Raw genomic sequence first — 24,289 nt, 5'->3', positions numbered from 1 at the left:
CTTACCCGCCCACCGGGGGCCGCCCACCGACGCCTCCGGGCGGCCGGCGAAGGATCCGCCGCACCGCCCTCAGCCGGTGGGGTGTGCGTTCAGTCGCCGACCCGGGCGATCAGCACACACGCATCGTCCTCGCGCTCGCCGCTGCCGAACTCCTCGACGACGATGCGGACGCTGTCCTGCGCACTGCGCGCCGCGGCGAACCGCGGTGCCAGGGCGAGCAGCCGCTCGGCACCCTCATGGGCGGCCTCCCCGCCCGGTGCCCGACGCGGTACCAGCCCGTCGGTGTGCAGCACGAGCAGGTCACCGGGCTCCAGCTGCTCGGTGTGCTGGGTGTAGGCCGCACCCGTGGTCGCCCCGAGGAGCACGCCGTCGGGCGGGTCCAGCGCGCGCCCCGTGCCGCCACGGAACAACAGCGGTGCGGGGTGCCCCGCCTGGGCCCACTCCAGGGTGTGGGCATCGGGATCGAACCAGCCGCACACCGCGCTGCCGAGGGCCGGCTGGGCGGCGCTGTCCAGCAGTTGGTTGAGGAGGCCCATCAGGGGCCCCGGCCGGTGGCCGGCGACCGCCATGCCGCGCAGCGCGCCGAGCACCATCGCCATGCCGGAGGTGGCGGTGATGCCGTGCCCGGTGAGATCGCCGACGCTCAACAGCGTCTTACCGTCGGGGAGTTGCAGCGCGTCGTACCAGCCGCCGCCGATCAGGGCGCGAGTGCCGGACGGCAGATAGCGCCCGGCGAGATCGAGGGCGACCGGACCGCCCTGCGGGAACCGCAGGGAGCCGCGCCAGGGCGGCAGCACGGCTTCCTGCAGCTCGACCGCGAGCCGGTGCTCGGTCTGCGCGATCCGCCGCTCGTGGTGCAGCGAGTCACGGGTCTCGCGCACCGCCTGCTGGCTTCGGCGCAGCTCGCTGACGTCGCGAAGTACGGCCCACATACAGGCGGTACAGCCGTCGGCGTCGAGCACCGGCTCGCCCACCATGTGCACCGTGCGCAGACTGCCGTCCCGCCGCACGATGCGGAATTCGCCGTCGATCGGCCGGCCGTCCACCAGACAGTCGGTGACCATCGCGGCCAGGCCCTCCTGGTCCTCGGCGTGCACCAGTGAGGGCAGTTCGTCGAGGGTGAGCGGGCCGTCCGACGGTGCCCTTCCGAACATCGCGAACAGCTCGTCGGACCAGCTGACCTCGTCGGTGAGCAGATTCCACTCGGCGCTGCCCACCCGGCGCAGCAGTGCGCCGCGCTCATGGGGCGCGGGCTCCGGCGGGGCGGGGGGCGAGGCCTCGGGAACGGCGTCGTGGTCACTCCCGGCGGGCAGGCCCTCTCTCAGCTGGTCGAGATGGCCCCCGAGGTCGTCGAGGTGGTGCGCGGCGAGATCGCACAGCGCCCGCTGCCAGCGCAGCTGCGGGTCGGGGGCGAGGCCGGTGTCCACCGCGGACTCCCGGCGTACCGCGTCGAGGCCACCGCGCAGGCGGCGGGCCTGCGTGATGAGTGCCTCGACCGCGTCGCGCTCGGGGGGCCGGTCTGCTGAGTGATCCGCGAAGAGAGGGGACGGCATGACGTACTCCGTGATCAGGCGGCGCCGGGCTGAAGGGCCGGTAACGACTGTTGCACAGGCAGCGACCGTCTGTAAGGGATTTGGCACTACCCGATACGGTGGTGCACCTGGCATATGCCCCCGGCTTTTCGGGGCATCCTCGTACCGAATCGGCGGAATGACGGCTTCCAGGCTAGGCTTCGGCCGCCGTACAAAGAGGCGTTCCCCCGATCCATGGTGGGAACGACGCATACGGCCCGTGGTCACCGGCAAGAATGCCGGTCAGCGGAAATCCCGTTGCCAGCCTGCCCCCCGCACCGGATGCTGACCTCATGTTCGATCCAGACATAGCGCCCAGTGGCACCCTGCTCGGCCTCCTCCAGCGAGGCCGCGGCGACGGGACCCTGCATGCCCTCGCGGCGCCGCGGGCCGAGGCGCTCGCGGCACTCAACGACAGCGTGCTGCGCGACCCCCGCCGCGACTGGCAGGTCGAGAACCGCTCGCTCTACTACGCGCGCCTCTACATGCAGCTCGACGGCGGGCTCGAGGAGATCGAACGCCACCTCTTCCACCCCGACGACCTCGTCGACACCGACGAGGAGCGCACCGGCCTGGCCCTCGCCGTCCTCGGCCACCTCGCCGCGTACGGCCGCGACGCCGCCCGGCTGCTGCTGCGCAGCTACGCCGCCGCCGGCAGCAACTGGCGCTGGGCCCTGGACGAGCTCGCGCTGCGTGACGACGACGCCGGGCTGATGTCCCTCGCCCCCGCCGTCCTCGCCCGCTTCCCCGGGACCGAGGAGGGCGAGGCCGAACTGGCCACCGCGGTCCGGGACGCCTTCGAGCCACGGCCCTGGCGGCTGTGGGCCGAGGACCCCCGTTACGGTGCGCGACTGGCCGCCGCCGGGGAGCAGGGCTCCTTCGACCGCTGGCAGCGGCAGCTGCGCCCGCGCGGGCCGCGTCCCGGCTGGAGCGTGACCGAGATTCTCCAGTGGGCCCAGCAAGGACTCGAGCGCGAACCGGAGGAGCGGCGTCATCTCGCCGCCGCCCGCTGCCTGGGCGCCGTCGCCGGCCCCGAGGACCGCCCCGAGCTGCTGCGGGCCGCCCGTAGCGGTCCGGACGCGGCGCGCGCCGCCGCCCTCCACCACCTCGCCGAGCGCGGCGACGGCGAGGCCCTCGACCTGATCGAGGCCACGGTCAGCTGCCCCCTCTCCTCCGAGCCGCTGATCTCCGCCGCGCTCGCCTCGTTCGCACGGATGCAGGACGCGGCCGCCGTCGTACGGGCCCGCGACTGGGCGGCGCGTGCGGACCGGCTGGGCGCCTCCGCCGCCGCGATGCTCGCCCGCCGCGGCGGGCCGCGCGACACCGAACTGGTGCTGGCCGCGCTGCGCCGGACCGTCCGCGAGGAGGGCCCCGACGCGGAGGCCCTGTGGGAACTGGTCGACGGCACCGGACGGCTCGGCGTCGGCTGCGCCGCCCCCGTGCTGCGGCACCTCTACCGTGAAACCTCCTCCTCCCACCTCCGCGGCCGGGCCGCCGCCGCGCTCGCCGCCACCGATCCCGGGTTCGCGGCCGGCTTCGCCGTCGAATGCCTGTGGGACTGCGAGGAGACCACCCGGGAACTGGCCGCCCGGCACGCCGCCACGGGCGACGACCGGGTCGTCGAACAGCTCCGCCGCCTTGCCGCCGATCCGGCGGAGGAGGCCGAGGTCCAGACGGCTGTCCGCAGCCGGTTCGGCCACGAGGTCTAGTCTTCCCACGTTGTTTTCTGCGGCGCCGCGGTGTCGTCTCGCCGTTGCGCCTGCGGCGGGCGGGTGGTTGTCGGGTGCGGTGACGGTCCTGCGGGGGTGGGTGTTCGGACTGCTTCGCTTTACGTCCGAACACCCACCCCCTCCGGCCCGTCCCCTCCCGTGGGGGGAGAAGTTTCGGTGGGTGGGGGCGGGCCGTGGGGGCCTGTTTCTGTGCGAGGCATCAGGCGCGCTGGACCGGCCACGTTCACCTCCACCGGCCTTCTTTCCCTTCCCTCAACGGGAGGGGGCGGGCCGGAGGGGCCTGGTGTGTGGACGTAAAGCGAAGCAGTCCACACACCAGGCCCCGGAGGACCGCCACCGCACCCGACAGCCCCGCGCAGCGGACCCCGCCCGCCGCAGGCGCAACGGCGAGACGACACACGGCGGGACAGCCGACAACGTGGGAAGAAAGCCAAGCGCAGCGAAAAACGTGGGGAGACGTTCGTCGGCTGGAAAGATCCCTTTGGCTCCCTCCACGCACGGTACGCCGAGAACAGCCGTATGCGTGTCGCCCTCGTCACCGAATCCTTCCCGCCCGATGTCAACGGCGTTGCCCACTGCGCCCTGGAGACCGCCCGGCACCTCGTCCGGCGCGGTCATGACCCGCTCGTCATCGCTCCGCTCGGTGGCGCCGCGCCGGCCTCCGGCACCCAGGAGAGCCCCTGTCCCGTCGTCCGGGTGCCGTCGATGCCGCTGCCCGGCTATCCGCAGGTACGGATCGCGCTCCCGGGGCGGCGGCTGTCCGCCGCGCTCGCCGGGCACCGCCCCGACCTGGTGCACCTCGCCAGCCCCTTCGTCCTAGGCGCCCGCGCGATGGCGGCTGCCACCCGGCTGCGGGTGCCCGCGATCGCCGTCTACCAGACCGACCTGGGGCGCTACGCCCGTACCTACCTCGGCGGTGGCGGGGCCGCGGCCTGGCGGCGCATCAAGGCGGTGCACGCCGCCGCCGACCGCACCCTGGCGCCGTCCGGTGCCGCCCTGCGGGATCTGACCGAGCACGGGGTGCCGCGGGTCCATCTGTGGCCGCGCGGGGTCGACTCCGAACGGTTCCACCCCGGCCGGCGCGACACGGTGCTGCGCAGCTCGCTGGCCGCGGGGCGGGAGCTGCTGGTGGGGTACGTGGGACGGCTCGCGCCCGAGAAGGACGTCCGGCTGCTGGCCGAGACCTCGCGGCTGCCGGGCGTGCGCACCGTCGTCGTCGGCGACGGCCCCAGCGCCGCCGGGCTGCGGACCGCGCTGCCGGAGGTCCGCTTCCTGGGCCGCCGCACCGGCGACGAACTCGCCCGGATCTACGCCTCGTTGGACGTCTTCGTACACACCGGGCCGTACGAGACCTTCTGCCAGACCGTGCAGGAGGCGATGGCCTCGGGGGTGCCGGTGGTCGCGCCGCGGGCGGGCGGGCCGGTGGACCTGGTGGACCACGGCCGTACGGGGCTGCTGGTGACACCGGGCGACGGCGCCGCGTTCCGGGACGCGGTGCGCTTCCTGGGAGGCAGCGCCGAGCTGCGGGCCCGGTACGGTGCCGCGGCCCGCGGCGCCGTCGCGGAGCGCACCTGGGCGGCGGTGGGCGATCTGCTGCTCGCCCATTACGAGGCCGTGCTCGGCGACCGGACGGCGGTGGCGGCATGACCGCGCGGCACGGCGCCACGACCGGCCTGCGCATCGTCCGGATCGCCAACTTCATCACCCCGGCGTCCGGCGGGCTGCGCACCGCGCTGCGCGAACTCGGCGCGGGCTACCGGGCCGCCGGGCACGAGCCGGTGCTCATCGTGCCCGGACCGCCGCGGCCGGACGGCACCGGCGCGGCCGCGATCCGCGACGAGATCACCCCGCAGGGCCGGGTGATCACCCTGCCGGGGCCGGAACTGCCGGGCAGCGGCGGCTACCGCATGCTCACCGACCGCCCCCGCCTCCAGCGGCTGCTGCACGCGCTGGCCCCCGACCGGCTGGAGGTCTCCGACCGTACGACGCTGCGCTGGACCGGGGAGTGGGCGCGCCGGGCCCGGGTCCCCGCGGTGATGGTCTCGCACGAGAGCGTGGACGGGGTGCTGCGCACCTGGGGCGTCCCGCAACCGCTCGCCCGGGCCGCCGCGGACCGCCTCAACACCCGTACGGCGCACGCCTACAGCCGGGTCGTGTGCACCACGGAGTGGGCGGCGGCGGAGTTCACCCGGGTCGGTGCGCGCAATGTGGTGCGCGCACCGCTCGGTGTCGATCTCGACGCCTGGCACCCGGACTGCCGCAGCGCCGCGCTGCGCCGGCGCAGCGCGGGCCGGGCGGAGGTCCTGCTGCTGCTCTGCTCCCGGCTGTCGCAGGAGAAGCGCCCCGGACGGGCCCTGGACGCCCTGGGCCGGCTGCGCCTGCGCGGGGTCGACGCGGCCCTCGTGGTGGTCGGCGACGGCCCGCTGCGCACCCGCCTGGAGGCCCGGGCGCGCGAGGAGCGGCTGCCCGCGGCGTTCCTCGGGCACCTCACCGACCGCTCCCGCCTCGCCGCGCTGCAGGCCGCCGCCGACGTGGCACTGGCGCCCGGACCGGCCGAGACGTTCGGGCTGGCCGCCCTGGAGGCGCTCGCCTGCGGGACGCCGGTGGTCGCCAGCGCGGCCTCGGCGCTGGCCGGTCTCGTCGGCAGCGGCGGCGACACGGCCCTGGACGACGGGCCCTCGTTCGCCGACGCGGTCCAGCGGGTGCTGGCCCGGCCCGAACCCGCCCGGCGCGCGGCCGCCCGTAGACGGGCAGAGGGCTACGGCTGGCAGCCCGCCGTCGACGCCTTCCTGGCGGCGCACGACGTGCCCCTACCGCCGGTCCGTCCGCTCGCCGCCCCGGCCGGGGCGCGCCGGGCCGGGCCGTGGGGCGGGTGAGGACGGTGCGGTCCGAGGGGACGGCGGCACCGGACGCGGGTGGCGGCCGCCTCCCGGACCCGGCCCGCTTCGTCGCGCTCGGGGACTCGCTGACCGAGGGGCTCGGCGACCCCGTGCCGGGCGGCGGCTGGCGCGGCTGGGCCGCCCTGCTCGCCGGGGCGCTGGGGGAGCGGCCGGGCGCGGTGGAGCTGGTGAACCTGGCGCGCAGCGGCGCACAGACGGCGGACGTGGCCGAGCGGCAGCTGCCCGTGGCCCGGGAGCTGCGTCCGCGGTTCGCCTCACTGGTCGTCGGGGCGAACGACACCCTGCGGGCCGCCTTCGCCATCGAGCGGGTCGCGGCCGCGCTGGACCGGGCCCACGGCGCGCTGAGCGCCGACGGGGCCGTGGTGCTGACGGCCTGTCTGCCCGACCCCGGCCGGATGCTGGGGCTGCCCGGACCGCTGGCCCGTCCGCTCGCCCGCCGGATGCGCGCGGTGAACACCGTGGTCCACGAGGTCTCCGCCCGCTACCGGGGCGTGCATCTGCACCTCGCCGAGTACCCCTGGGTCACCGAGCGGGCCTCGTGGAGCGTGGACCGGCTGCACCCCGGCGAGCGCGGCCACCGGCTGCTGGCCCGCGGCTTCCACACGGCGCTCGCCGGGGCCGGGCTGCCCGTCGGACCGCCGCCCGCGCTGACCCTGGACGGGCCGCCGCCGACCCGCGCCGGATCGGCCGTGTGGATGGCGACCCGCGGCACCCGCTGGGTCGCCGACCGGTGCACGGATCTGCTGCCCGGCCTGCTCGCCCTGGCCCTCCAGGAGTGCCGGCACGGGGTGACCGGCTCCGGCCGGCTGCTGGACGCCGCGGCCGAGCACGCCACCCGCACCGCGCTGGCGGCGCTTGCCGACCGGGGCGGCGGCGCGCTGGGGAAAACCTCCGGGTCGGCGAAGGGCGCTGCGACAATGGCGGGATGACCGGACGCTGGGAGTTCTGGATCGACCGGGGCGGCACGTTCACGGATGTCGTGGGCAGGCGGCCGGACGGGCGGCTGGTCACCGGCAAGCTGCTCTCGCACCACCCCGAGCGCTACCGGGACGCCGCGGTGGCCGGCATCCGGATGATGCTGGGGCTCGGCCCGGACGAACCGGTGCCCGCCGAGCGGGTCTCCGTCGTCAAGATGGGTACCACCGTCGCCACCAACGCCCTGCTGGAGCGCACCGGTGAGCCGACCGTCCTGCTGGCCACCGAGGGCTTCCGGGACGCCCTGCGGATCGCCTACCAGAACCGCCCGCGGATCTTCGACCGGCACATCGTGCTGCCCGAGGCGCTCTACGAGCGGGTGATCGAGGTACCGGAGCGGATCGGCGCCCGGGGCGAACTCGTCCGGCCGCTGGACGCCGAGCCCGTCCGCCGGGCGCTGATCAGGGCCCGCGCGGACGGCCTGCGCAGCGCCGCCGTCGTGCTGCTGCACGGCTATCGCCACACCGACCACGAGCGGGCCGTCGCCGACCTCGCTCGGAGCGCCGGCTTCAGCCAGGTCAGCTGCTCGCACGAGGTCAGCCCGCTGATGAAGCTGGTGCCCCGCGGGGACACCACCGTCGTCGACGCCTACCTCTCCCCGATCCTGGGCCGGTACGTCGACGAGATCGCCGCCGAACTCCCCGGCATCCGGCTGATGTTCCTGCAGTCCAACGGCGGGCTGCGGCAGGCCGCGCACTTCCGCGGCAAGGACGCGGTGCTGTCCGGACCGGCCGGCGGTGTCGTCGGCATGGCCCGCAGCGCCGCCGAGGCCGGTGGGCACGAGAGGGTGATCGGCTTCGACATGGGCGGCACCTCCACCGATGTCTCCCACTACGCGGGCGAGTTCGAGCGGGTCTTCGGCAACGAGGTCGCGGGCGTCCGGATGCGGGCCCCGATGATGAACATCCACACCGTCGCGGCCGGCGGCGGCTCCGTCCTCCACTTCGACGGCAGCCGCTACCGTGTCGGCCCCGACTCCGCGGGCGCCGACCCGGGACCGGCCTGCTACCGCCGCGGCGGACCGCTCACCGTCACCGACGCCCAGGTGATGCTCGGGCGCATCCAGCCCGGCCACTTCCCCGCGGTGTTCGGACCGGACGGCGACCAGCCGCTGGACGCGGAGGTGGTCCGTGCGCGCTTCGCCGAACTCGCCGCGCGGGCGGCCGCCGAGACCGGGGACGACCGGGGCCCGGAGGAGGTCGCGGCCGGCTTCCTCGACATCGCCGTGCTGCACATGGCCAACGCCGTCAAGAAGATCTCCGTCCAGCGCGGCCGCGACATCACCCGCTACGTCCTCACCAGCTTCGGCGGTGCCGGCGGCCAGCACGCCTGCGCGGTGGCCGACGCGCTGGGCATCGACACGGTGCTGGTGCCCCCGCTGGCCGGGGTGCTCTCCGCGTACGGCATCGGGGTCGCCGACGCCACCGCGATGCGCGAACAGGCCGTCGAGGCGGAGCTGACGGACCCCGGCGGGCTGCGCCGCCTCCACGAGGTCTGTGACGCGCTCGCCCGGCAGACCCGGGGCGAACTCCTCGACGACGGGGTCCCGGAGGCGTCGGTCACCACCCGCGCCCGGGTGCTGATCCGCTACGCCGGGACCGACTCCACCCTCGGCGTCCCGATGGCCGACGCCGACACCATGACCGCGGAGTTCGTCCGGGCGCACCGCGCGCGCTACGCCTTCACCATGGACAAGCAGCTGGTGGCCGAGGCGGTCTCGGTCGAGGCGCGCGGCACGGCCGGCGGCGCGCGGGGGTACGAGGCCGCACCCGGCGGCCGGGAGGGGGAGTTGCGGCCGGCCGCGACGGTCCGGATGTACACGGCCGGACGGTGGCGGGACACGGCTCTCCACCGCCGCGGCGACCTGCTCCCGGGCGACGTCCTCACCGGCCCCGCGATCGTCGCCGAGCAGGAGGCGACCACGGTCCTGGACCCCGGCTGGCAGGCCGCGGTGGGCGAGGCCGGCCACCTCCTGCTGACCCGGACCCGGCCGCGCACCGACCGGGTCGCGGCCGGCACGCAGGCCGATCCGGTGATGCTGGAGGTCTTCAACAGCCTCTTCATGGCCATCGCCGAGCAGATGGGCGTCCGCCTGGAGAACACCGCACACTCCGTCAACATCAAGGAGCGGCTCGATTTCTCCTGCGCCCTCTTCGACGCCGACGGCAATCTGATCGCCAACGCCCCACACATCCCGGTGCACCTGGGGTCGATGGGGGAGTCCATCAAAGAGGTGCTGTGCAGACGCGGCGGGGAGATGCGGCCGGGCGATGTGTACGCGGTCAACGACCCGTACCACGGCGGCACCCACCTCCCGGACGTCACCGTCGTCACCCCCGTGTTCGCCAAGGACGCCCCGGACGGCCGGGCCGGCGCCCCTCCCGAGCTGCTCTTCCTGGTGGCCTCCCGCGGCCATCACGCCGAGATCGGCGGCATCACCCCCGGTTCGATGCCCGCCTTCAGCAGCACCATCGAGGAGGAGGGCGTCCTCTTCGACAACTGGCTGCTGGTCCGCGACGGCGAACTGCGCGAACGCGCCACCCGCGAGCTGCTCGCCTCCGGCCGGTACCCCTCCCGCGCCCCGGACGCCAACCTCGCCGACCTGCGGGCCCAGATCGCCGCCAACGAGAAGGGCATCGAGGAACTGCGACGCATGACCGGGCAGTTCGGGCTGGACGTCGTCCGGGCGTACATGGGACACGTCCAGGACAACGCCGAGGAATCGGTGCGGCGGCTCCTCGCGCGGCTGTCGGACGGCAGCTGCCGCTACGAGACCGACAGCGGGGCGGAGATCCGCGTCGCGCTCACCGTCGACCGCGCCGCCCGCAGCGCCGTGCTCGACTTCGCCGGCACCTCACCCCAGCAGCCCGGCAACGCCAACGCGCCCACCTCGGTGGTGATGGCGGCCGTGCTGTACGTCTTCCGCACCCTGGTCGCCGACGACATCCCGCTCAACAGCGGCTGCCTCAAGCCCGTACGGGTCCGCATCCCGGAGGGCTCGATGCTCGCCCCCGTCTTCCCGGCGGCCACCGTCGCGGGCAACGTGGAGACCTCCCAGGCGGTCACGGGCGCCCTCTACGCCGCGCTCGGCGTCCAGGCGGAGGGCTCGGGCACCATGAACAACCTCACCTTCGGCAACGACCGGGTGCAGTATTACGAGACCGTCGCCAGCGGATCGGGCGCGGGTGACGGCTTCCACGGCGCGGACGCCGTCCAGACCCATATGACCAACTCCCGGCTGACCGACCCCGAGGTGCTGGAGTGGCGCTACCCCGTACGGGTCGACGCCTTCACCATCCGCTCCGGCAGCGGCGGCCGGGGCCGCTGGCACGGCGGCTGCGGCGTCGAACGCCGGCTGCGCTTCCTGGAGCCGATGACCGTCGCGCTGCTGACCAACCACCGCCGGGTCGCCCCGTACGGCATGGCGGGCGGCGCCCCGGGGGCGCTGGGCGCCAACTCCCTGGAACGGGCGGACGGCGCGCACGAGGAGCTGGCGGGCTGTGACACGGCGGACGTCGGGGTGGACGACGTGCTGGTGATGCGCACACCGGGCGGCGGCGGATACGGGACGCCGGAGGAGGGGTGAGGGGAGGCCGGCAGGGCATCGTCGCCCCGGACAGCACCTCTAGCGCATCCGCAGGAACCGGACCGGTGTCCCGGGTACGGCCTGGGCCGCGGGGGCCAGAAAGCGTTCGGGGACCACGCCGATGACCGGGTAGCCACCGGTGGTCGGGTGGTCGTGGAGGAAGAGGACCGGCAGGCCGTTCGGCGGGACCTGGAGGGCGCCCAGCGGCATGCCCTCGCTGGGGAGTTCACCGGCCCGGGCGCGTTCCAGGGCCGGGCCCTCGGTGTGCAGGCCGATGCGGTTGCCGGCGGGGGAGACCCGGAACCGGCCGGTGACCAGGGTGCGCAGTCCGGCGTCGGTGAACCAGTCGTCGCGCGGGCCGGGCAGGAACGGCAGCAGCAGCTCGGCCACCGGGCCCGGGTGCGGGACGGCGTCCGCGGTGGCCGGCGGGCCGTGCACGGCGCCCAGGGGGAGCACCGCGCCGTCGGTGAGCGGGTCGGGTCCCAGACCGGAGAGCAGGTCGGCGGCGCGGCTGCCGAGGACCGGCTCGGTGGCGACGCCCCCGGCGAAGGCGAGGTAGGAGCGCAGCCCGTGGGTGGCCGGGCCCGCGTCCAGGACGGCGCCCGCCGGGACACGGACCGGGGCGCCCCAGGGGGCGGGACGGCCGTCGACGGTCACCGGGCAGGGCGCGCCGGTGACCGCGACGGTGGTGGCCGTGCGGACCCGTACGGCACAGCCCGTGAGGGTCGTCTCCAGGGTGGCGGCCGAACCGGGGTTGCCGGCCAGGCGGTTGGCCAGGCGGTGCGCGGGCGCGTCCAGGGCGCCGGCGCGCGGCACACCGAGGTGGGCGTGGCCGGGCCTGCCGAGGTCCTGGACGGTGGTGAGCGCACCGGCCCGGACGACCGAGAGGGCGCGGTCGGTCATCGGATGGTCTCCTGCGGGACGAAGCGGACGCGGGTGCCGGGGGCGAGCAGCGCCGCCGGCTCCCGGCGCGGGTCCCACAGCACGGTGTCGGTGGTGCCGATCAGCTGCCAGCCACCGGGGGAGGAGCGGGGATAGACGCCGGTGTACGGGCCGGCGAGGGCGACCGAGCCGACCGGGACCCTGGTGCGGGGGGTGTCCCGGCGCGGGACGTGCAGCGGCCCGGGCAGCCCGGTCAGATAGCCGAAGCCGGGGGCGAACCCGCAGAAGGCGACGTGGAACTCCGTGGCGGAGTGCAGCCGGACGGCCTCCTCGGGGGTGACGTCCCACAGGGCGGCGACATCGGCGAGGTCGGGGCCGTCGTAGCGGACCGGGATCCGCACGGCCGGGCGGTCGCCCGCGACCGGCGGCGGCACGTGCCAGGAGGCGATGTCGGCGAGCAGCCCGCGGGGGTCGGCGAGGCCGTCGAGGAAGACCGTACGGGCGGCCGGCACGATCTCGCGCAGCGGCGGCAGGGCGCCGTCGGCGACCCGCCGCAGCAACTCGGCGTGCAACGCCTCGACCTCCTCGGCGGTGTCCAGCTCGATCAGCAGCCCGTGCTCACCCACCGGGAGCGGTTTCACGCGAAGCTCCTGATCTTGACGCCGGACGCGCTGAGTGCGGACCGTACGCGCCGGGCGAGTTCGGCGGCGCCGGGGGTGTCGCCGTGCAGGCACAGGGAGCGGGCGGTCAGGGCGACGCGGGTGCCGTCGCGGGAGGTGACGGCCCGGTCGCGGGCCATGCCGAGGGCGCGCTTGACGACCTCGTCCGGGTCGTGGACCACCGCGTCCGGCTCCCGGCGGGGCACGAGGGTGCCCTCGGCGGTGTAGGCGCGGTCGGCGAACGCCTCGCCGACGACGGGGAGTCGGGCCGCGCGGGCCGCCTCGTGCAGCCGGGAGCCGGGCAGCCCGAGGACCGGCAGGGCGTCGCCGGCGGCACGGACGCCGGCGACGACGGCGTGGGCCTGCTCCGCGTCGTGGACGCAGCGGTTGTAGAGCGCGCCGTGCGGTTTGACGTAGCCGACGCGGGCGCCGGCCGCGCGGGCGAAGACCTCCAGCGCGCCGATCTGATAGGTGATCTCGTCGGCGAGCTCGTCCGGCGGCACGTCCATCGCCCGGCGGCCGAAGCCGGCCAGATCGCGGTAGGAGACCTGGGCGCCGATCACGACGCCGTTCGCGGCGGCCAGTTCGCACACCCGGCGCATCGTGGAGGGATCGCCGGCGTGGAAGCCGCAGGCCACGTTGGCGCTGGTGACGACGGAGAGCAGGGCCTCGTCGTCGGTGAGCTGCCAGCGGCCGAAGCCCTCCCCGAGGTCGGCGTTGAGGTCGATCACGCAAGGAGCCGCCGGTTCGCTCATGTCTGTCCGTTCCAGGGTCTCGATGCCGGGGGGACGCGGGCGCGGGTGGCTCGTCGGCGGGTGGCGGCGGGCGGTGGTGCCCGGCCGGCCGGATCCGCGGTGACTCTCCCCCGAGGGCACGTGAGCCGACCGGCGTCGGGGACAACGTAGGGGATCGTTGAACGATCCGACAAGAGGTGTGCGGCATCCGACGGCAGGTGCGTTGTTTCGTCCCCCCGTCTGGGATTGACTTCCGCTCACACGACCCCCGGGGCGGCACACAGGCCGACCCGGTACGGCACGAGAGCGGGGAGCGGCATGACCGGCGGCGCGGCGAGGAACGATCAGGGGCGGCTCACCGAGGTCACGGGCCTGGAGCGGGACCGCGACCGGCTGGGGCGCGCCAGCACCGCCGAGCGGGTCGCCGACATCCTGCGCGACCGGATCGCCGAGGGGTACTTCCCGCCCGGCGCCCGGCTCTCGGAGGAGAGCATCGGCGGGGCGCTGGGCGTCTCGCGCAACACCCTGCGGGAGGCCTTCCGGCTGCTGACCCATGAGCGCCTGCTGGTGCACGAGCTGAACCGCGGGGTGTTCGTGCGGGTGGTGACGGTCGAGGACCTGAACGACATCTACCGGGTGCGCACCCTCGTGGAGTGCGCGGCGGTACGGAGCCTGGGGCAGGGGCCCTACGGCCCCGCGGTGACCGGGGTGATCGCGGCGATCGAGGCCGCCGTACAGGCCGGTGAGGCCGCCTCCGAGGCCCGGGAGTGGCAGGACCTCTCGACCGCGAACATCCGCTTCCACCAGGGCATCGTGGCCCTGGCCGGCAGCCCGCGCACCGAGGAGCTGATGCGCGGGGTGCTCGCCGAGCTGCGCCTGGTCTTCCACGTCATGGCCGACCCCCGGCGCTTCTACGCGCCCTACCTGACCCGCAACCGCCAGATCGTCGAGGTGCTGCAGGCCGGCGACGCCCCGGAGGCCGAGCGGCTGCTGCACGCCTACCTGGAGGACGCGCGCAGCCAGCTCTCGGGCGCCTACGCCCGGCGCATCGCGGAGGGGTGAGGCCCGGGGGGCGGGCTCTCTCGGGGGGTTCTTGAGGCCCGCTGGACATCCGTTCTCGCAGACCCCTTGTCGGATCGTTGAACAATCGCCTAGCCTCCGCTGAAATCTTCTCCTCTTCTCGGACTGCTCAGTCCCCGTACGCGGAAGGCGGATCCATGATCGTGCTCCTCGGCGTGCTCGTGGTCGTGATCGGCTTCGCCACGAAGCGCAACCCCCTCCTGGTCGTGGGGGTGGCCGGCATCGCCACCGGCCTGCTCGGCGGACTGTCGCCGGGCAAGGTGCTCGCCGCCTTCGGCAACGGCTTCGCCGGCAGCCGGGCCGTGACCATCTTCGCGATCACCCTCCCGGTCATCGGCCTCCTGGAGCGCTACGGCCTCCAGGAACAGGCCCGCAACCTCATCGCCCGCTTCGCCCGGCTCACCACCGGCCGCTTCCTCGCGCTCTACCTGGGCCTGCGCCAGATCGGCGCCGCGGTCGGGCTCACCAACGTCTTCGGGCACGCGCAGACCGTCCGCCCGCTGGCCGTCCCGATGGCCGAGGGCGCGGCGGAGCGCAGGTTCGGTGAACTGCCGGAGCGGACACGGGAGAAGGTCAGGTCGTTCTCCGCCAGCGCGGACAACGTCGGACTGTTCTTCGGGGAGGACGTCTTCCTCGCCGTCGGCTCGATCCTGCTGATCACCGGCTTCGTCAACACCACCTACGGGACCCACCTCGAACCGCTGCAGCTCGCACTGTGGGCGATACCCACCGCGGTGTGCGCCTTCGTGGTCCACGGCTGGCGGCTGCTGCGCCTGGACCGGCAGCTGGAACGCGAACTGCTGACCGCCGACGTCCCGGACACCGCAGTAGTGGAGGCCGCCAAGTGATCAAGGCAGAGTGGTTCTACTGGCTGGTGGGCCTCAGCTTCCTGGTGATGGCCGCCCGGATGGTCACCGACCGCAGCAACCCCAAGCGCCTGGGCACCGGCGCCTTCTGGGGCCTGATCGGCGCCGGCTTCATCTACAGCAGCTGGGTCGTCACCAAGCAGGTGCCGGCCGAGCCGCTGGGCGTCGCCGTCCTGGTGATGGCCGTGCTGGCCGGCTTCGGCTTCACCGGGCGCGGCACCCCGCGCACCACCACCCCCGAGGAGCGCACCGCCTCCGCGGCCCGCCTCGGCAACAAGCTCTTCGTCCCCGCGCTCACCATCCCGTTCGTGGCCATGGCCTGCGCCATCGGCGTCAAGCACCTCTCCTTCGGAGGGGAGCCGGTGCTCCAGGAGGGCAGCGAGACCATCCTGGGCCTGGGCATCGCCGCAGTCGTGGCGCTCGCCGTCGGCATGATCATGCTCCGCGAGAAGCGGATCTCCGTGCCCGTGGAGTCCGGCCGCTCGATGCTGGAGACGATGGGCTGGGCCATGCTGCTGCCGCAGATGCTGGCCACGCTGGGCGCCATCTTCCAGGTCTCCGGCGTCGGTGACCAGGTCGGCAGGCTCACCACTTCCGTGCTGCCCAAGGACTCGCTCTACATCGCCGTCGTCGTCTACTGCGTGGGCATGTTCGTGTTCACCATGATCATGGGCAACGCGTTCGCCGCCTTCCCCGTGATGACCGCCGCGGTCGGCTGGCCGGTCCTGATCGGCCACTTCGACGGCAACCCCGCCGCCGTCCTGGCGCTCGGCATGCTCGCCGGATTCTGCGGCACGCTCGTGACGCCGATGGCCGCCAACTTCAACATCGTTCCCGCCGCGCTGCTGGAACTGAAGGACCAGTACGGGCCCATCAAGGCACAGCTGCCCACCGCGGGCGTGCTGCTCGGCTGCAACATCCTGATCATGGCGCTGTTCGCCTTCTGAGCCGCCGCCCGCTCCGCCGCACCTCCTGCACGCTGGCCCGGCCACCGTGCGCCGCCCCCGCCCCCGCCCCCGGACGCACCGCCGCACCGACCGCACCGACCGCACCGAGGAAGACCGCATGACCCGGGTACTGCTGACCGGATTCGCGCCGTTCGAGGGCGAATCCACCAATCCCTCCTGGCAGGCGGTGCGCGCCGCCGCGGCGGCGCCGCCGGCCGGCATCGAGCTGTCCGCCGTCGAACTGCCCTGCGTCTACGGAGCCTCGATCGCGGTGCTGCGCGCCGCGATCGAGGAGACCCGGCCCGAGGTCGTGGTGTGCGCCGGCCAGGCGGGCGGCCGTCCCGACATCACCGTCGAACGCGTCGCCCTCAACCTCGACGACGCCCGCATCCCCGACGCCTCCGGTGCCGAACCCGTCGACGAGCCGATCGTGCCCGGCGGCCCCGCCGCGTACTTCTCCACGCTGCCGGTCAAGGCATGTGTGGCCGCGGTCCGCGCCGCCGGGCTGCCCGCCTCGGTCTCCCACACCGCCGGCACCTTCGTCTGCAACCACGTCTTCTACGGCCTCGCCCACCTCATCGCCACCGAACTGCCCGACCTGCGCGGCGGCTTCGTCCACGTCCCCTACGCGCCCGAGCAGGTCGTCGACCGCGCCCTGCCCTCGCTCCCGGTCACGGCCGTCGCCCGGGCGCTGTGCGAGATCGCCGTCACCGCCGCCCACACCCGCACCGACCTCCGCGTCGCCGGCGGCACCACCCACTGACGCGCGGCCCCGTGGCGGCGGACCTGGCGGGGGGCCGCGGCGGGGCGGGTCGTAGGCTGGTGCGTCGGCCGAGCCGGCTGCGGGTTCTGCCGTCAACGGATTCACCAGCGGTTCCACCCATGCACGGATCCGCGCCGTTTCGTCCGTTGTCAGTGCGAGCGCCTACTCTGTGCGACGTGACTTTTTCCGCCCCGGGGGCCGCTGCGCCCCAGCTCAACGGCCCTCAGCGGCCCGCGCCGGGCCCGGCCGCCGACGAGGGCCTGGCCCGCCGGCTGCGCGCGCTGGCGTGCACCGCGCCGCTGCACGACCTCGATGTGCGCAAGGCCAACCTCGCGGGCGAGTACGGCGTCTACGCCATGGCGGAGGTGGCGCTCGCCGTCATCGATCTGGTCACCCTCAACATGGACTTCGACACCGGCGCCGACCACGAGGAAATAGTGGCGAAGGTGCTCCCGAGGGTCGCCGCGCAGGCCCCCCGCCGTCCCGCGGGCGAGCACGAGCGGGTGGCCCGCTGGGTGCTGGAGAACCTCATCAACGTCGGCAGCGTGGACCGCGGCTTCCGCGCCGTCTACGGCACCTTCACCACCGACGGCGCGTACGTCCGCCGCGATTACGACTTCAAGCTCATCGAGGAAGTCCCCGGCACGGGCGGCACGGTCTATCTGCGGGCCACCGACGAAGCGGTCAACGTCCTGGTCGGCGCGCTCGACACGGACGTCACCAGCGCCCAGATCGCCGCCGAGGTCAAGCTGGAGGTGCTGATCAACCGGGGCCGGCTGGCCGACGCCCAGCTCGCCGCCGAACAGGCCCGCTACCGCACCGTGCAGTACGCCGAGACACTGCGCCGGACCCTGGACGCCACCCGCCGCAACGTCCGCGCGGTCGACTGGCTGGAGACCGTCCCCGACATGATCAGCGAGGCGCTGGACCACGTCGCGGACCGCTACCGCCACGAGAACGCCATCCTCACCAACATCCGCAAGGCCCGCGACGAGACCGAGGAGCCCGAGCACAAGCGCCGCGCCGCCGAACTCGTCGACATCGTCAAGGACTGCATCCGCCGGCACACCCAGCTCCAGTCCCGGCTGCTGGAGGCCGGCCCGCTCTTCCGCGCCGAACAGGACCGGCAGGCGTTCGCCACCCCGGTCGCCCGCTCCGGACTCGATCTGTACGGCCAGCTCGTCGCCCCCGTGCTGCCGCTCCCCGCCGAACAGGCCATCCGGGTCACCGACGCCTTCTTCACCCACGGCACGGGCCTGCGCACGCCCTCCGCCGTCCGCGTCGGCGACCTCGTCGAGGTGCTGCTCACCCCGCCCGTGGAGCGCGAGCACCTCGGCGCCGAGATGCCCGAGCCCGACCTGGTGGCGACCCCCGACGACAGCCGCTTCAGCGAGGCCCAGCTCGACGCCGCGATGGCGCTGCTGACGCTGCCCGCCGACGCCCCGCGCAGGCTCTCCGGTCTCCTCGCCGAGGCCCGCCGCAGCGATCCCGAACTCCCCTACCTCGTCGCCCTGCTGGCGGTGCACGCCGCCAGCCCGCCGGTCGGCACGGCCTACCGCCAGGGCGAGCAGCAGCTGCTCTTCGCCGTCGACGACGGCGAGGAGCTGGCAGACCCCGAATTCGGCGGCGCCGACCTCATCGTCGGCACGGCGCTGCTGGACGCCGCCGGTATGGCCGCGGACCGCTCGGAGGTGGCGTGATGGCCCGCGCCCGGGCCGTACGCCGGGCCGGCGGCGCCGTACGCCGGGCCGGCGGCACCACCCGGCCGGTCCGGCGCGCCCCGGGCGGCACCCCGCCGCCGCGTCGCCACGAGATGTCCCCGACCGTCCCCCGCAAGGAGCTTGTTCCGTGACCCAGTACGACGACGCGCCGCAGCCGGACCCGGTGTCCGGGGCCGGTGAGCCGGGCTGGGCGCCCCCCGCCGACGCCGTGCCACCCGCCGCGGCGGGCCCCGCGCCCGTCACCCCCGCCGACGCCGCGGACGCCGCCCGGCTGGTCTCCTTCGGCCTCCAGCCCAAGCTGCTGCCCGCCCGCGACGCCGAATACGGCGAACTCCTGCGCCGCTATCGTGACGAGCCCGCCTTCGCCCGGCTCGCCGACGCCGTCGCCACAGGTCTCGGCCTGGTCGTCCTGGAGGTCTCCACCCGCGCCGGGATGGCCGTCACCGCGTCCGAGGACTCCGTCTTCGCCGTCCGCATGGGCGAGTACGCCCGCCGCGCCTCGACCGACTCCGCCGACCGCTTCCTGCACGGCCTGGCCCATCTCGCCGTCGCCGCGCTGGCCTTCCCCCGCCCCGAGGACCTCGCCGACGACGGCTACATCGGCCGGATCACGGTCAACGGCGTGGACGCCTTCGTCCGGCAGGCCTGCCGCCGCCTGGAGGAGCGCGCCGAGCAGGAGGGCGAGAACACCGACCCGGCCACCGACGCCCCCGGCCTGGAGTCCGCCTGGCGGATCTACGCGCGGCGCAGCGCGACGGGCGCCACCAAGGACGCCAGGCGGCTGGCCGGTTCGACCACCGGGATCATCGCCAAGGCCGTCACCTTCCTCGTCGACTCCGGCTTCCTCCAGCGCACCGGCGACGACTCCGGCGGCGCCTACCGCACCACCGCCCGCTACCAGCTCCAGGTCCGCGACATGGCCGGCAGCGCCGCCATGGCCGAGCTGCTGGAGCTGGGCATCGTCCCCGTCGCCGACAGCAGTGCCGCGCTGCTGCCGGGCGAGGACACCGAGGACCTCGACCTGGTCTCCGACGCCGGCCTGCCCTTCCACTCCGGCTGACCACCACCCCCGACCGCGGCCGCCTCCCGGCCGCCCGACCACTGCCCGTGCCGACCACCTGCCTTCCGACACGACAACGAGAGTCCGCCATGTACGAGCTGTCCCGGGTCCGCCTCTACTCCATCGGGCCCGCCGGTGCGCGCTACGCCGACACCGTGCTGGACCTGCGCGGAGTCGGCGCGCCCGTGCCCCGACCGGCCCCGGCGCAGGCGGACTTCTTCGAGGACGACCCGGTCGGCCCGCCGCGCCGCCCGGCCCCCGCCGGCGTGCTCTTCCTGGAGAACGGCGGCGGCAAGTCCGTCCTGCTCAAACTGATCTTCTCGGTGATGCTGCCCGGCCACCGCAATACCCTCGGCGGCGCCAGCTCCGGCGTGCTGCGCAAGTTCCTGCTCGCCGACGACTGCGGCCATGTCGCCCTGGAGTGGCAGCACGTCCTCACCGGCGAGAGCGTGGTCGTCGGCAAGGTCAGCGAGTGGCGCGGCCGGCAGGTCTCCAACGACCCCCGGAAGTTCGCCGAGGCCTGGTACAGCTTCCGGCCCGGCCCCGGCATGAGCCTGGACTCGCTCCCCGTCGCCGAGGCCACCGTCATCCGCCCCCGGCAGGGCGAGGGCGAGGGCAGCTCCGGCGCCCAGGGCCGCCGCCGCACGATGAAGGGCTTCCGCGACGTCCTCACCGAGGCCGGGAAGAACTACCCCAACCTCGACGTCGTCTGGGAGGAGATCCACGAGCGCTGGAACGAACACCTCGGCGACCTGGGCCTGGACCCCGAACTCTTCCGCTACCAGCGCGAGATGAACGCCGACGAGGGCGAGGCCGCCGGCCTCTTCGCGGTCAAGAACGACTCGGACTTCACCGACCTGCTGCTGCGCGCCGTCACCGACACCCGGGACACCGACGGCCTCGCCGACCTGGTGCACGGCTTCGCCCACAAACTCGGCCGGCGCGCCGAACTCACCGCCGAACGGGACTTCACCGCCGGCTCCCTCGACCTGCTCTCCCGCATCGCCGGCGCCGCCGAGCAGCGCGAGCGCGCCCGCGAGGTGCACGCCGGCGCCGAGCGCCGCACCCGCGCCCTGGCCCAGCGGCTGCACGCCCGCGGCACCGAGGAGCGCGGCCGCACCGCCGAGCTGGCCGAACAGGTCGCCACCGCGGCGCACCGCGTCACCGACGCCGAGCGGATCCGCGAGCGCCGCTCCCTGGTCTCCGCCGAACTCGCCTACCGGCACGCCTCGCTGGCGCTGGCCGCGGCGGAGAAGGGCGCCGCCACCCAGCGCCGTGAGCTCAACGACGCCCGTACGCTGCACAGCGCCTGGCAGGCCGCCGAGACCGCGCTGCGGCACCGCGCCGCCGCCGACCGCTCCGCGCGGGTCGCCGCCGCCATCCGCGAGGCCGAGCGGGACGCCGCCCCCGCGCTCGCCGCCCGCGCCACCGCCGCCGCCGACCTCGTGCGCGCCCTGCACACGGCCGCGGAGGCCGGTGAGCGGATCGCCAACGAGGAGGAGGAGCGCTCCGCCGCCCTCCAGGAGACCGGCGAGTCCGCGCACCGCGACGCCACCTCGGCCGCCACCCACGCCCAGCGCGCCCGCAGCGAGGCCGAGCACCTCAAGCAGCGGCTGGCCGAGGTCGCCGAGGAGACCGCGGAGGCGGTCCGGGCCGGCTGGCTGGACGACAGCGCCCCCGACGCCGACCCGGCCCGCGCCGCGCTCGCCGCCTCGGACGCCGAGAAGACCGCCGTCGAGGCCTGGGACTCCGCCCGGGAGGCCGCCCGCCAGGCCACCGACCGGGCCCGCGAGGCCGCCGCCCGGCACTCCGCGGCCGAACTCGCCGCGGCCCGCGCCGAGGACGCCGCCGAGGCCGCCGGACGGGCCCATGACGCCGAGCGCCGGGCCGCCGAGTCCATCGGCGCCGAACAGCGGCTCGCCGACCTCCTCGGGCTGCCGCAGTCCGAGGCGAAGGCCGTCGGGGTGCCCGCGCCCCGTACGGCGGCGCCCGGTGCGTCCGGTGCGGACCAGGGCGCCGCGCGCCGCCCCGCCGCCGGCCCGCTGACCGCCGAGGAGCTGGACCGCAACGCCGACGGGCTGCACGAACTCCTGGAGGAGGGCGTCGCGGCCGCCGAACGGCAGCTGTTCGACCTGCGCACGGCCGCCGCCGACGACGCCCGCATCCTCGGCGCGCTGGGCGACGGCGGGCTGCTGCCGCCGGGCCCCGATGTGCTGGCGGCCGTGGAGTATCTCGGCGAACACGGCGTGCCCGCGCTGCCCGGCTGGCGCTACCTCGCCCAGTCCGTCGACCCCGCCGACCACACCCGGGTGCTCGCCACCCGCCCCGAGCTGGTCGACGGCGTGATCATCACGGACCCGGAGACCCACGCCCGGGCCCGCGAGGTGCTCGCCGAGGCCGCGCTGCTGCCCCGTTCGGCCGTCGCGGTCGGCACCGCCGCCGCGCTCCTGGCGCCCGCCCCCGCCACCGACGAGCGGGACGCCGCCGGCAGCCACGTCTTCCTCGTCCCGCCGAACCCGGCGATGCACGACGAGTCCGCCGCGGACGAGGAGCGTCAGGCGCTGCGGGCCCGCGCCATAGAGCGGGACGAGGAGATCCGCGCGCTGGCCGCCCGGCTTTCCGGGGACCGTGCGCTGGCCGCCCGGCTCGGTTCGTGGCGCACCGGCTGCCCGGCCGGCCGCCTCGCCGAACTGGCCGCCGCGGCGCAGGAGACCCGCCGGGTCGCCGACGAGGCCGCCGCCGAGCTGGCCGAGGCCCGCACGGCCCGGGACGGGACCGACGAGGTCGCGGCCGAGGCCACCCGGGTGCGCGACGAGCGCCAGGAGACCGCCCAGCGCGCCCGCCGCGCCGCCGATCTGCTGGCCGGGCTCGCCCACCGGCTGCGCGAGCGGGCCTCCTGGCAGTCCCGGATGCGCGAACTCGTCGACGAGGCGGCCGAGTTCGAGGCCCGCGCGGAGGAGTGCGTGGACCGCGCCCGGGCCGCCGACGAGGACCGCCGGGCCGCCCAGCGGGCCGCCGACGACGCCCGCCGCACCGCCCGCGCGCTGCGCGCCGAGCGCGCCGAGATCGCCGGCGTCCCGGACGAGCTGGGCGAGGCCCCGGAGGGGGCGAGCACCTCGCTGCCCGCCCTGCGCGAGGCCTACCGCGCCGCCTCCCAGCTCTACGAGAAGGTCGGCGTCGGCGCCGACCTGCGCGCCGAACAGGCCCGCGCCGAGGGCGACGAGAGCGCCGCCCTCGCCGAACTAAACCGCCTCACCAACAAGGTCCGCACCCGCGCCGAGGCCCTCCTGGAGAGCCCGGACGCCGCCGACGGCCCGTCCCGGCAGGCCGCCGCCTCCCGCGCCGAGGCCCTGGTGCACATGCTGGAGACGCGCGCCTCGGCCGCCAGCGAGCAGCTCGGCCGGCTGCGCGGCGAGGCCGAGCGCCTCGCCCCCACCGACGGTGAGGCGCACACCGAGCTGCCCGAGGAGCTGGTGCCCGCCGATGCCGACCGCGCCAAGGAGCTGCTGCGCACGGCCTCCGGCGAACTCGCCACCGCCACCGAGGCACTGGACGGCGCCCGCGGGCAGCACGAGGAGCTGCTGCGCGCCCACCTCGCGGCCGAGGACGCGGCCGGCGGCTTCGACGAGACCGCGGCGCTGCTGCGCGATCTGCTGCGCGACACCAGCGACCCGGAGGACGCGGCGGAGGAGACGATCGAGCCGTACGACGGCGCGCTGCCGCAGGCCCGGCAGGCCGCCGCCGAGTCCCGCCGCTCGCTGCGCGGCTGCGCCGCCGATCTGTCCACCGCCGACTCCGCGGTGCGCGAGGCGAGCGACATCCTCGTCCGGCACGCCAACTCCACCCGCTACGAACAGGTTCGCACCCCCGCCCGTCAGCAGATCCGTGAACTGCCCGCCTCGGCCCTCCCGGACCACGCCGCGAAGTGGGCCGACGCCTTCGCCCCCCGGCTGCGGGTGCTCACCGACGAGCTGGCGCAGCTGGAGCGCAACCGCGATTCCATCGTCGACCGGCTCCGCGGGCTGGTCGAGTCCTCGCTGACGACGCTGCGCTCCGCCCAGCGGCTGTCCCGGCTGCCCGAGGGGCTGGGGGAGTGGTCCGGCCAGGAGTTCCTGCGGATCCGCTTCGAGGACCCCGACCAGGCCACGCTGACCGAGCGGCTGGGCGAGGTCATCGACGAGGCGACCCGCGCGGCCGTGAAGAAGAACAGCGATCTGCGGCGGGACGGGATGTCCCTGCTGCTGCGCGGGGTCGGCGCGGCGCTCCAGCCGCGCGGGGTGGCCGTGGAGATCCTCAAGCCGGACGCGGTGCTGCGCGCCGAGCGGGTGCCGGTCGGGCAGATGGGCGATGTGTTCTCCGGCGGCCAGCTGCTGACCGCCGCCATCGCGCTGTACTGCACGATGGCGGCCCTGCGCAGCAACGACCGGGGCCGCGACAAGCAGCGGCACGCCGGCACCCTGTTCCTGGACAACCCCATCGGCCGCGCCAACGCGACCTATCTGCTGGAGCTCCAGCGGGCGGTCGCCGATGCGCTGGGCGTCCAGCTGCTGTACACCACCGGCCTCTTCGACACCACCGCGCTCGCCGAGTTCCCGCTCGTCATCCGGCTGCGCAACGACGCCGACCTGCGGGCCGGCCTGAAGTACATCAGCGTCGAGGAGCACCTGCGGCCGGGCCTTCCGCAGGCGGACCCGTCCGGCGAGGCGGTGCACGGCCAGATCACGGCGACCCGGATGTACCGCCGCCCCGAGGAGCCCGCCGCCGGGGAGGAGACGGCGGAGACCTCGGGGTGACGGGGCGCGGGGGTCCCGCGGG

At 75.2% G+C, this 24,289-nt stretch carries 17 protein-coding genes; 13 read left to right on the top strand and 4 right to left on the bottom strand.

The genetic code is table 11. The annotated features are described in order from the left end of the window. Positions 1-89: 89 nt before the first annotated feature. A complete protein-coding gene (locus ACQP17_RS03750; RefSeq protein ID WP_433854917.1) occupies positions 90-1,553 on the bottom strand; it encodes a PP2C family protein-serine/threonine phosphatase in 1,464 nt (487 codons plus the stop codon). Positions 1,554-1,864: 311 nt separating this feature from the next. Here ACQP17_RS03750 and ACQP17_RS03745 point away from each other — a divergent pair, with 311 nt between their 5' ends. From ACQP17_RS03745 to ACQP17_RS03725, 5 genes are all read left to right on the top strand, one after another. After that, on the top strand, positions 1,865-3,280 hold the full coding sequence (locus tag ACQP17_RS03745; protein ID WP_433854916.1) for a HEAT repeat domain-containing protein: 1,416 nt from the start codon (positions 1,865-1,867) through the stop codon (positions 3,278-3,280). Positions 3,281-3,820: 540 nt separating this feature from the next. After that, positions 3,821-4,948, top strand: a complete 1,128-nt coding sequence (locus ACQP17_RS03740) for a glycosyltransferase family 4 protein (protein ID WP_433854915.1) — start codon at positions 3,821-3,823, stop codon at positions 4,946-4,948. After that, positions 4,945-6,177 (top strand): glycosyltransferase, encoded by a 1,233-nt coding sequence (locus ACQP17_RS03735; RefSeq protein WP_433854914.1) that lies wholly within the window; start codon positions 4,945-4,947, stop codon positions 6,175-6,177. Before ACQP17_RS03740 ends, ACQP17_RS03735 begins: the two co-directional genes overlap by 4 nt. A 5-nt stretch (positions 6,178-6,182) precedes the next feature. After that, complete coding sequence (locus ACQP17_RS03730) at positions 6,183-7,130, top strand: SGNH/GDSL hydrolase family protein (protein WP_433854913.1); 948 nt, start codon at positions 6,183-6,185, stop codon at positions 7,128-7,130. Then, entirely contained in the window at positions 7,127-10,762 is a 3,636-nt protein-coding gene (locus tag ACQP17_RS03725; protein ID WP_433854912.1) for a hydantoinase B/oxoprolinase family protein, read from the top strand. Before ACQP17_RS03730 ends, ACQP17_RS03725 begins: the two co-directional genes overlap by 4 nt. Before the next feature lie 39 nt (positions 10,763-10,801). Here ACQP17_RS03725 and ACQP17_RS03720 read toward each other — a convergent pair whose 3' ends face one another. From ACQP17_RS03720 to ACQP17_RS03710, 3 genes are read right to left on the bottom strand one after another with little or no spacing between them, the layout of a single operon-like run. After that, positions 10,802-11,665 (bottom strand): biotin-dependent carboxyltransferase family protein, encoded by an 864-nt coding sequence (locus ACQP17_RS03720; protein WP_433854911.1) that lies wholly within the window; start codon positions 11,663-11,665, stop codon positions 10,802-10,804. Beyond that, positions 11,662-12,285: a 5-oxoprolinase subunit PxpB gene (gene pxpB, locus ACQP17_RS03715; protein ID WP_433854910.1), complete on the bottom strand. Its 624-nt coding sequence runs from the start codon at positions 12,283-12,285 to the stop codon at positions 11,662-11,664. The genes ACQP17_RS03720 and pxpB overlap by 4 nt, the downstream gene beginning before the upstream one ends. After that, positions 12,282-13,058 (bottom strand): LamB/YcsF family protein, encoded by a 777-nt coding sequence (locus tag ACQP17_RS03710; RefSeq protein WP_433854909.1) that lies wholly within the window; start codon positions 13,056-13,058, stop codon positions 12,282-12,284. Before ACQP17_RS03710 ends, pxpB begins: the two co-directional genes overlap by 4 nt. Positions 13,059-13,355: 297 nt before the next feature. Here ACQP17_RS03710 and ACQP17_RS03705 point away from each other — a divergent pair, with 297 nt between their 5' ends. The 8 genes from ACQP17_RS03705 to ACQP17_RS03670 all read left to right on the top strand — a co-directional run bounded on the left by ACQP17_RS03705 (position 13,356) and on the right by ACQP17_RS03670 (position 24,267). Continuing rightward, positions 13,356-14,099 (top strand): GntR family transcriptional regulator, encoded by a 744-nt coding sequence (locus ACQP17_RS03705; protein WP_433854908.1) that lies wholly within the window; start codon positions 13,356-13,358, stop codon positions 14,097-14,099. Between the two features lie 155 nt (positions 14,100-14,254). Beyond that, on the top strand, positions 14,255-14,965 hold the full coding sequence (locus ACQP17_RS03700; RefSeq protein ID WP_433854907.1) for a DUF969 domain-containing protein: 711 nt from the start codon (positions 14,255-14,257) through the stop codon (positions 14,963-14,965). Beyond that, positions 14,962-15,930: a DUF979 domain-containing protein gene (locus ACQP17_RS03695; protein WP_433854906.1), complete on the top strand. Its 969-nt coding sequence runs from the start codon at positions 14,962-14,964 to the stop codon at positions 15,928-15,930. Before ACQP17_RS03700 ends, ACQP17_RS03695 begins: the two co-directional genes overlap by 4 nt. A 118-nt stretch (positions 15,931-16,048) precedes the next feature. Then, positions 16,049-16,693, top strand: a complete 645-nt coding sequence (gene pcp, locus ACQP17_RS03690) for a pyroglutamyl-peptidase I (protein WP_433854905.1) — start codon at positions 16,049-16,051, stop codon at positions 16,691-16,693. A 176-nt stretch (positions 16,694-16,869) separates the two neighbouring features. Then, positions 16,870-18,393, top strand: a complete 1,524-nt coding sequence (locus ACQP17_RS03685; protein ID WP_433854904.1) for a hypothetical protein — start codon at positions 16,870-16,872, stop codon at positions 18,391-18,393. Continuing rightward, entirely contained in the window at positions 18,393-18,545 is a 153-nt protein-coding gene (locus ACQP17_RS03680; protein WP_433854903.1) for a hypothetical protein, read from the top strand. The genes ACQP17_RS03685 and ACQP17_RS03680 overlap by 1 nt, the downstream gene beginning before the upstream one ends. A gap of 32 nt (positions 18,546-18,577) precedes the next feature. After that, positions 18,578-19,474: a hypothetical protein gene (locus ACQP17_RS03675; protein WP_433859830.1), complete on the top strand. Its 897-nt coding sequence runs from the start codon at positions 18,578-18,580 to the stop codon at positions 19,472-19,474. 89 nt (positions 19,475-19,563) lie between these two features. Beyond that, positions 19,564-24,267 (top strand): hypothetical protein, encoded by a 4,704-nt coding sequence (locus tag ACQP17_RS03670; protein WP_433854902.1) that lies wholly within the window; start codon positions 19,564-19,566, stop codon positions 24,265-24,267. Positions 24,268-24,289 lie beyond the last annotated feature (22 nt).

The sequence above is a fragment of the Streptomyces kronopolitis genome (assembly GCF_050953795.1).
GTDB classification, from domain to species: Bacteria; Actinomycetota; Actinomycetes; order Streptomycetales; family Streptomycetaceae; genus Streptomyces; species Streptomyces kronopolitis_A.
Note: the sequence above shows the minus strand (reverse complement) of the source record. Positions and strands in the feature narration are given on the sequence as shown.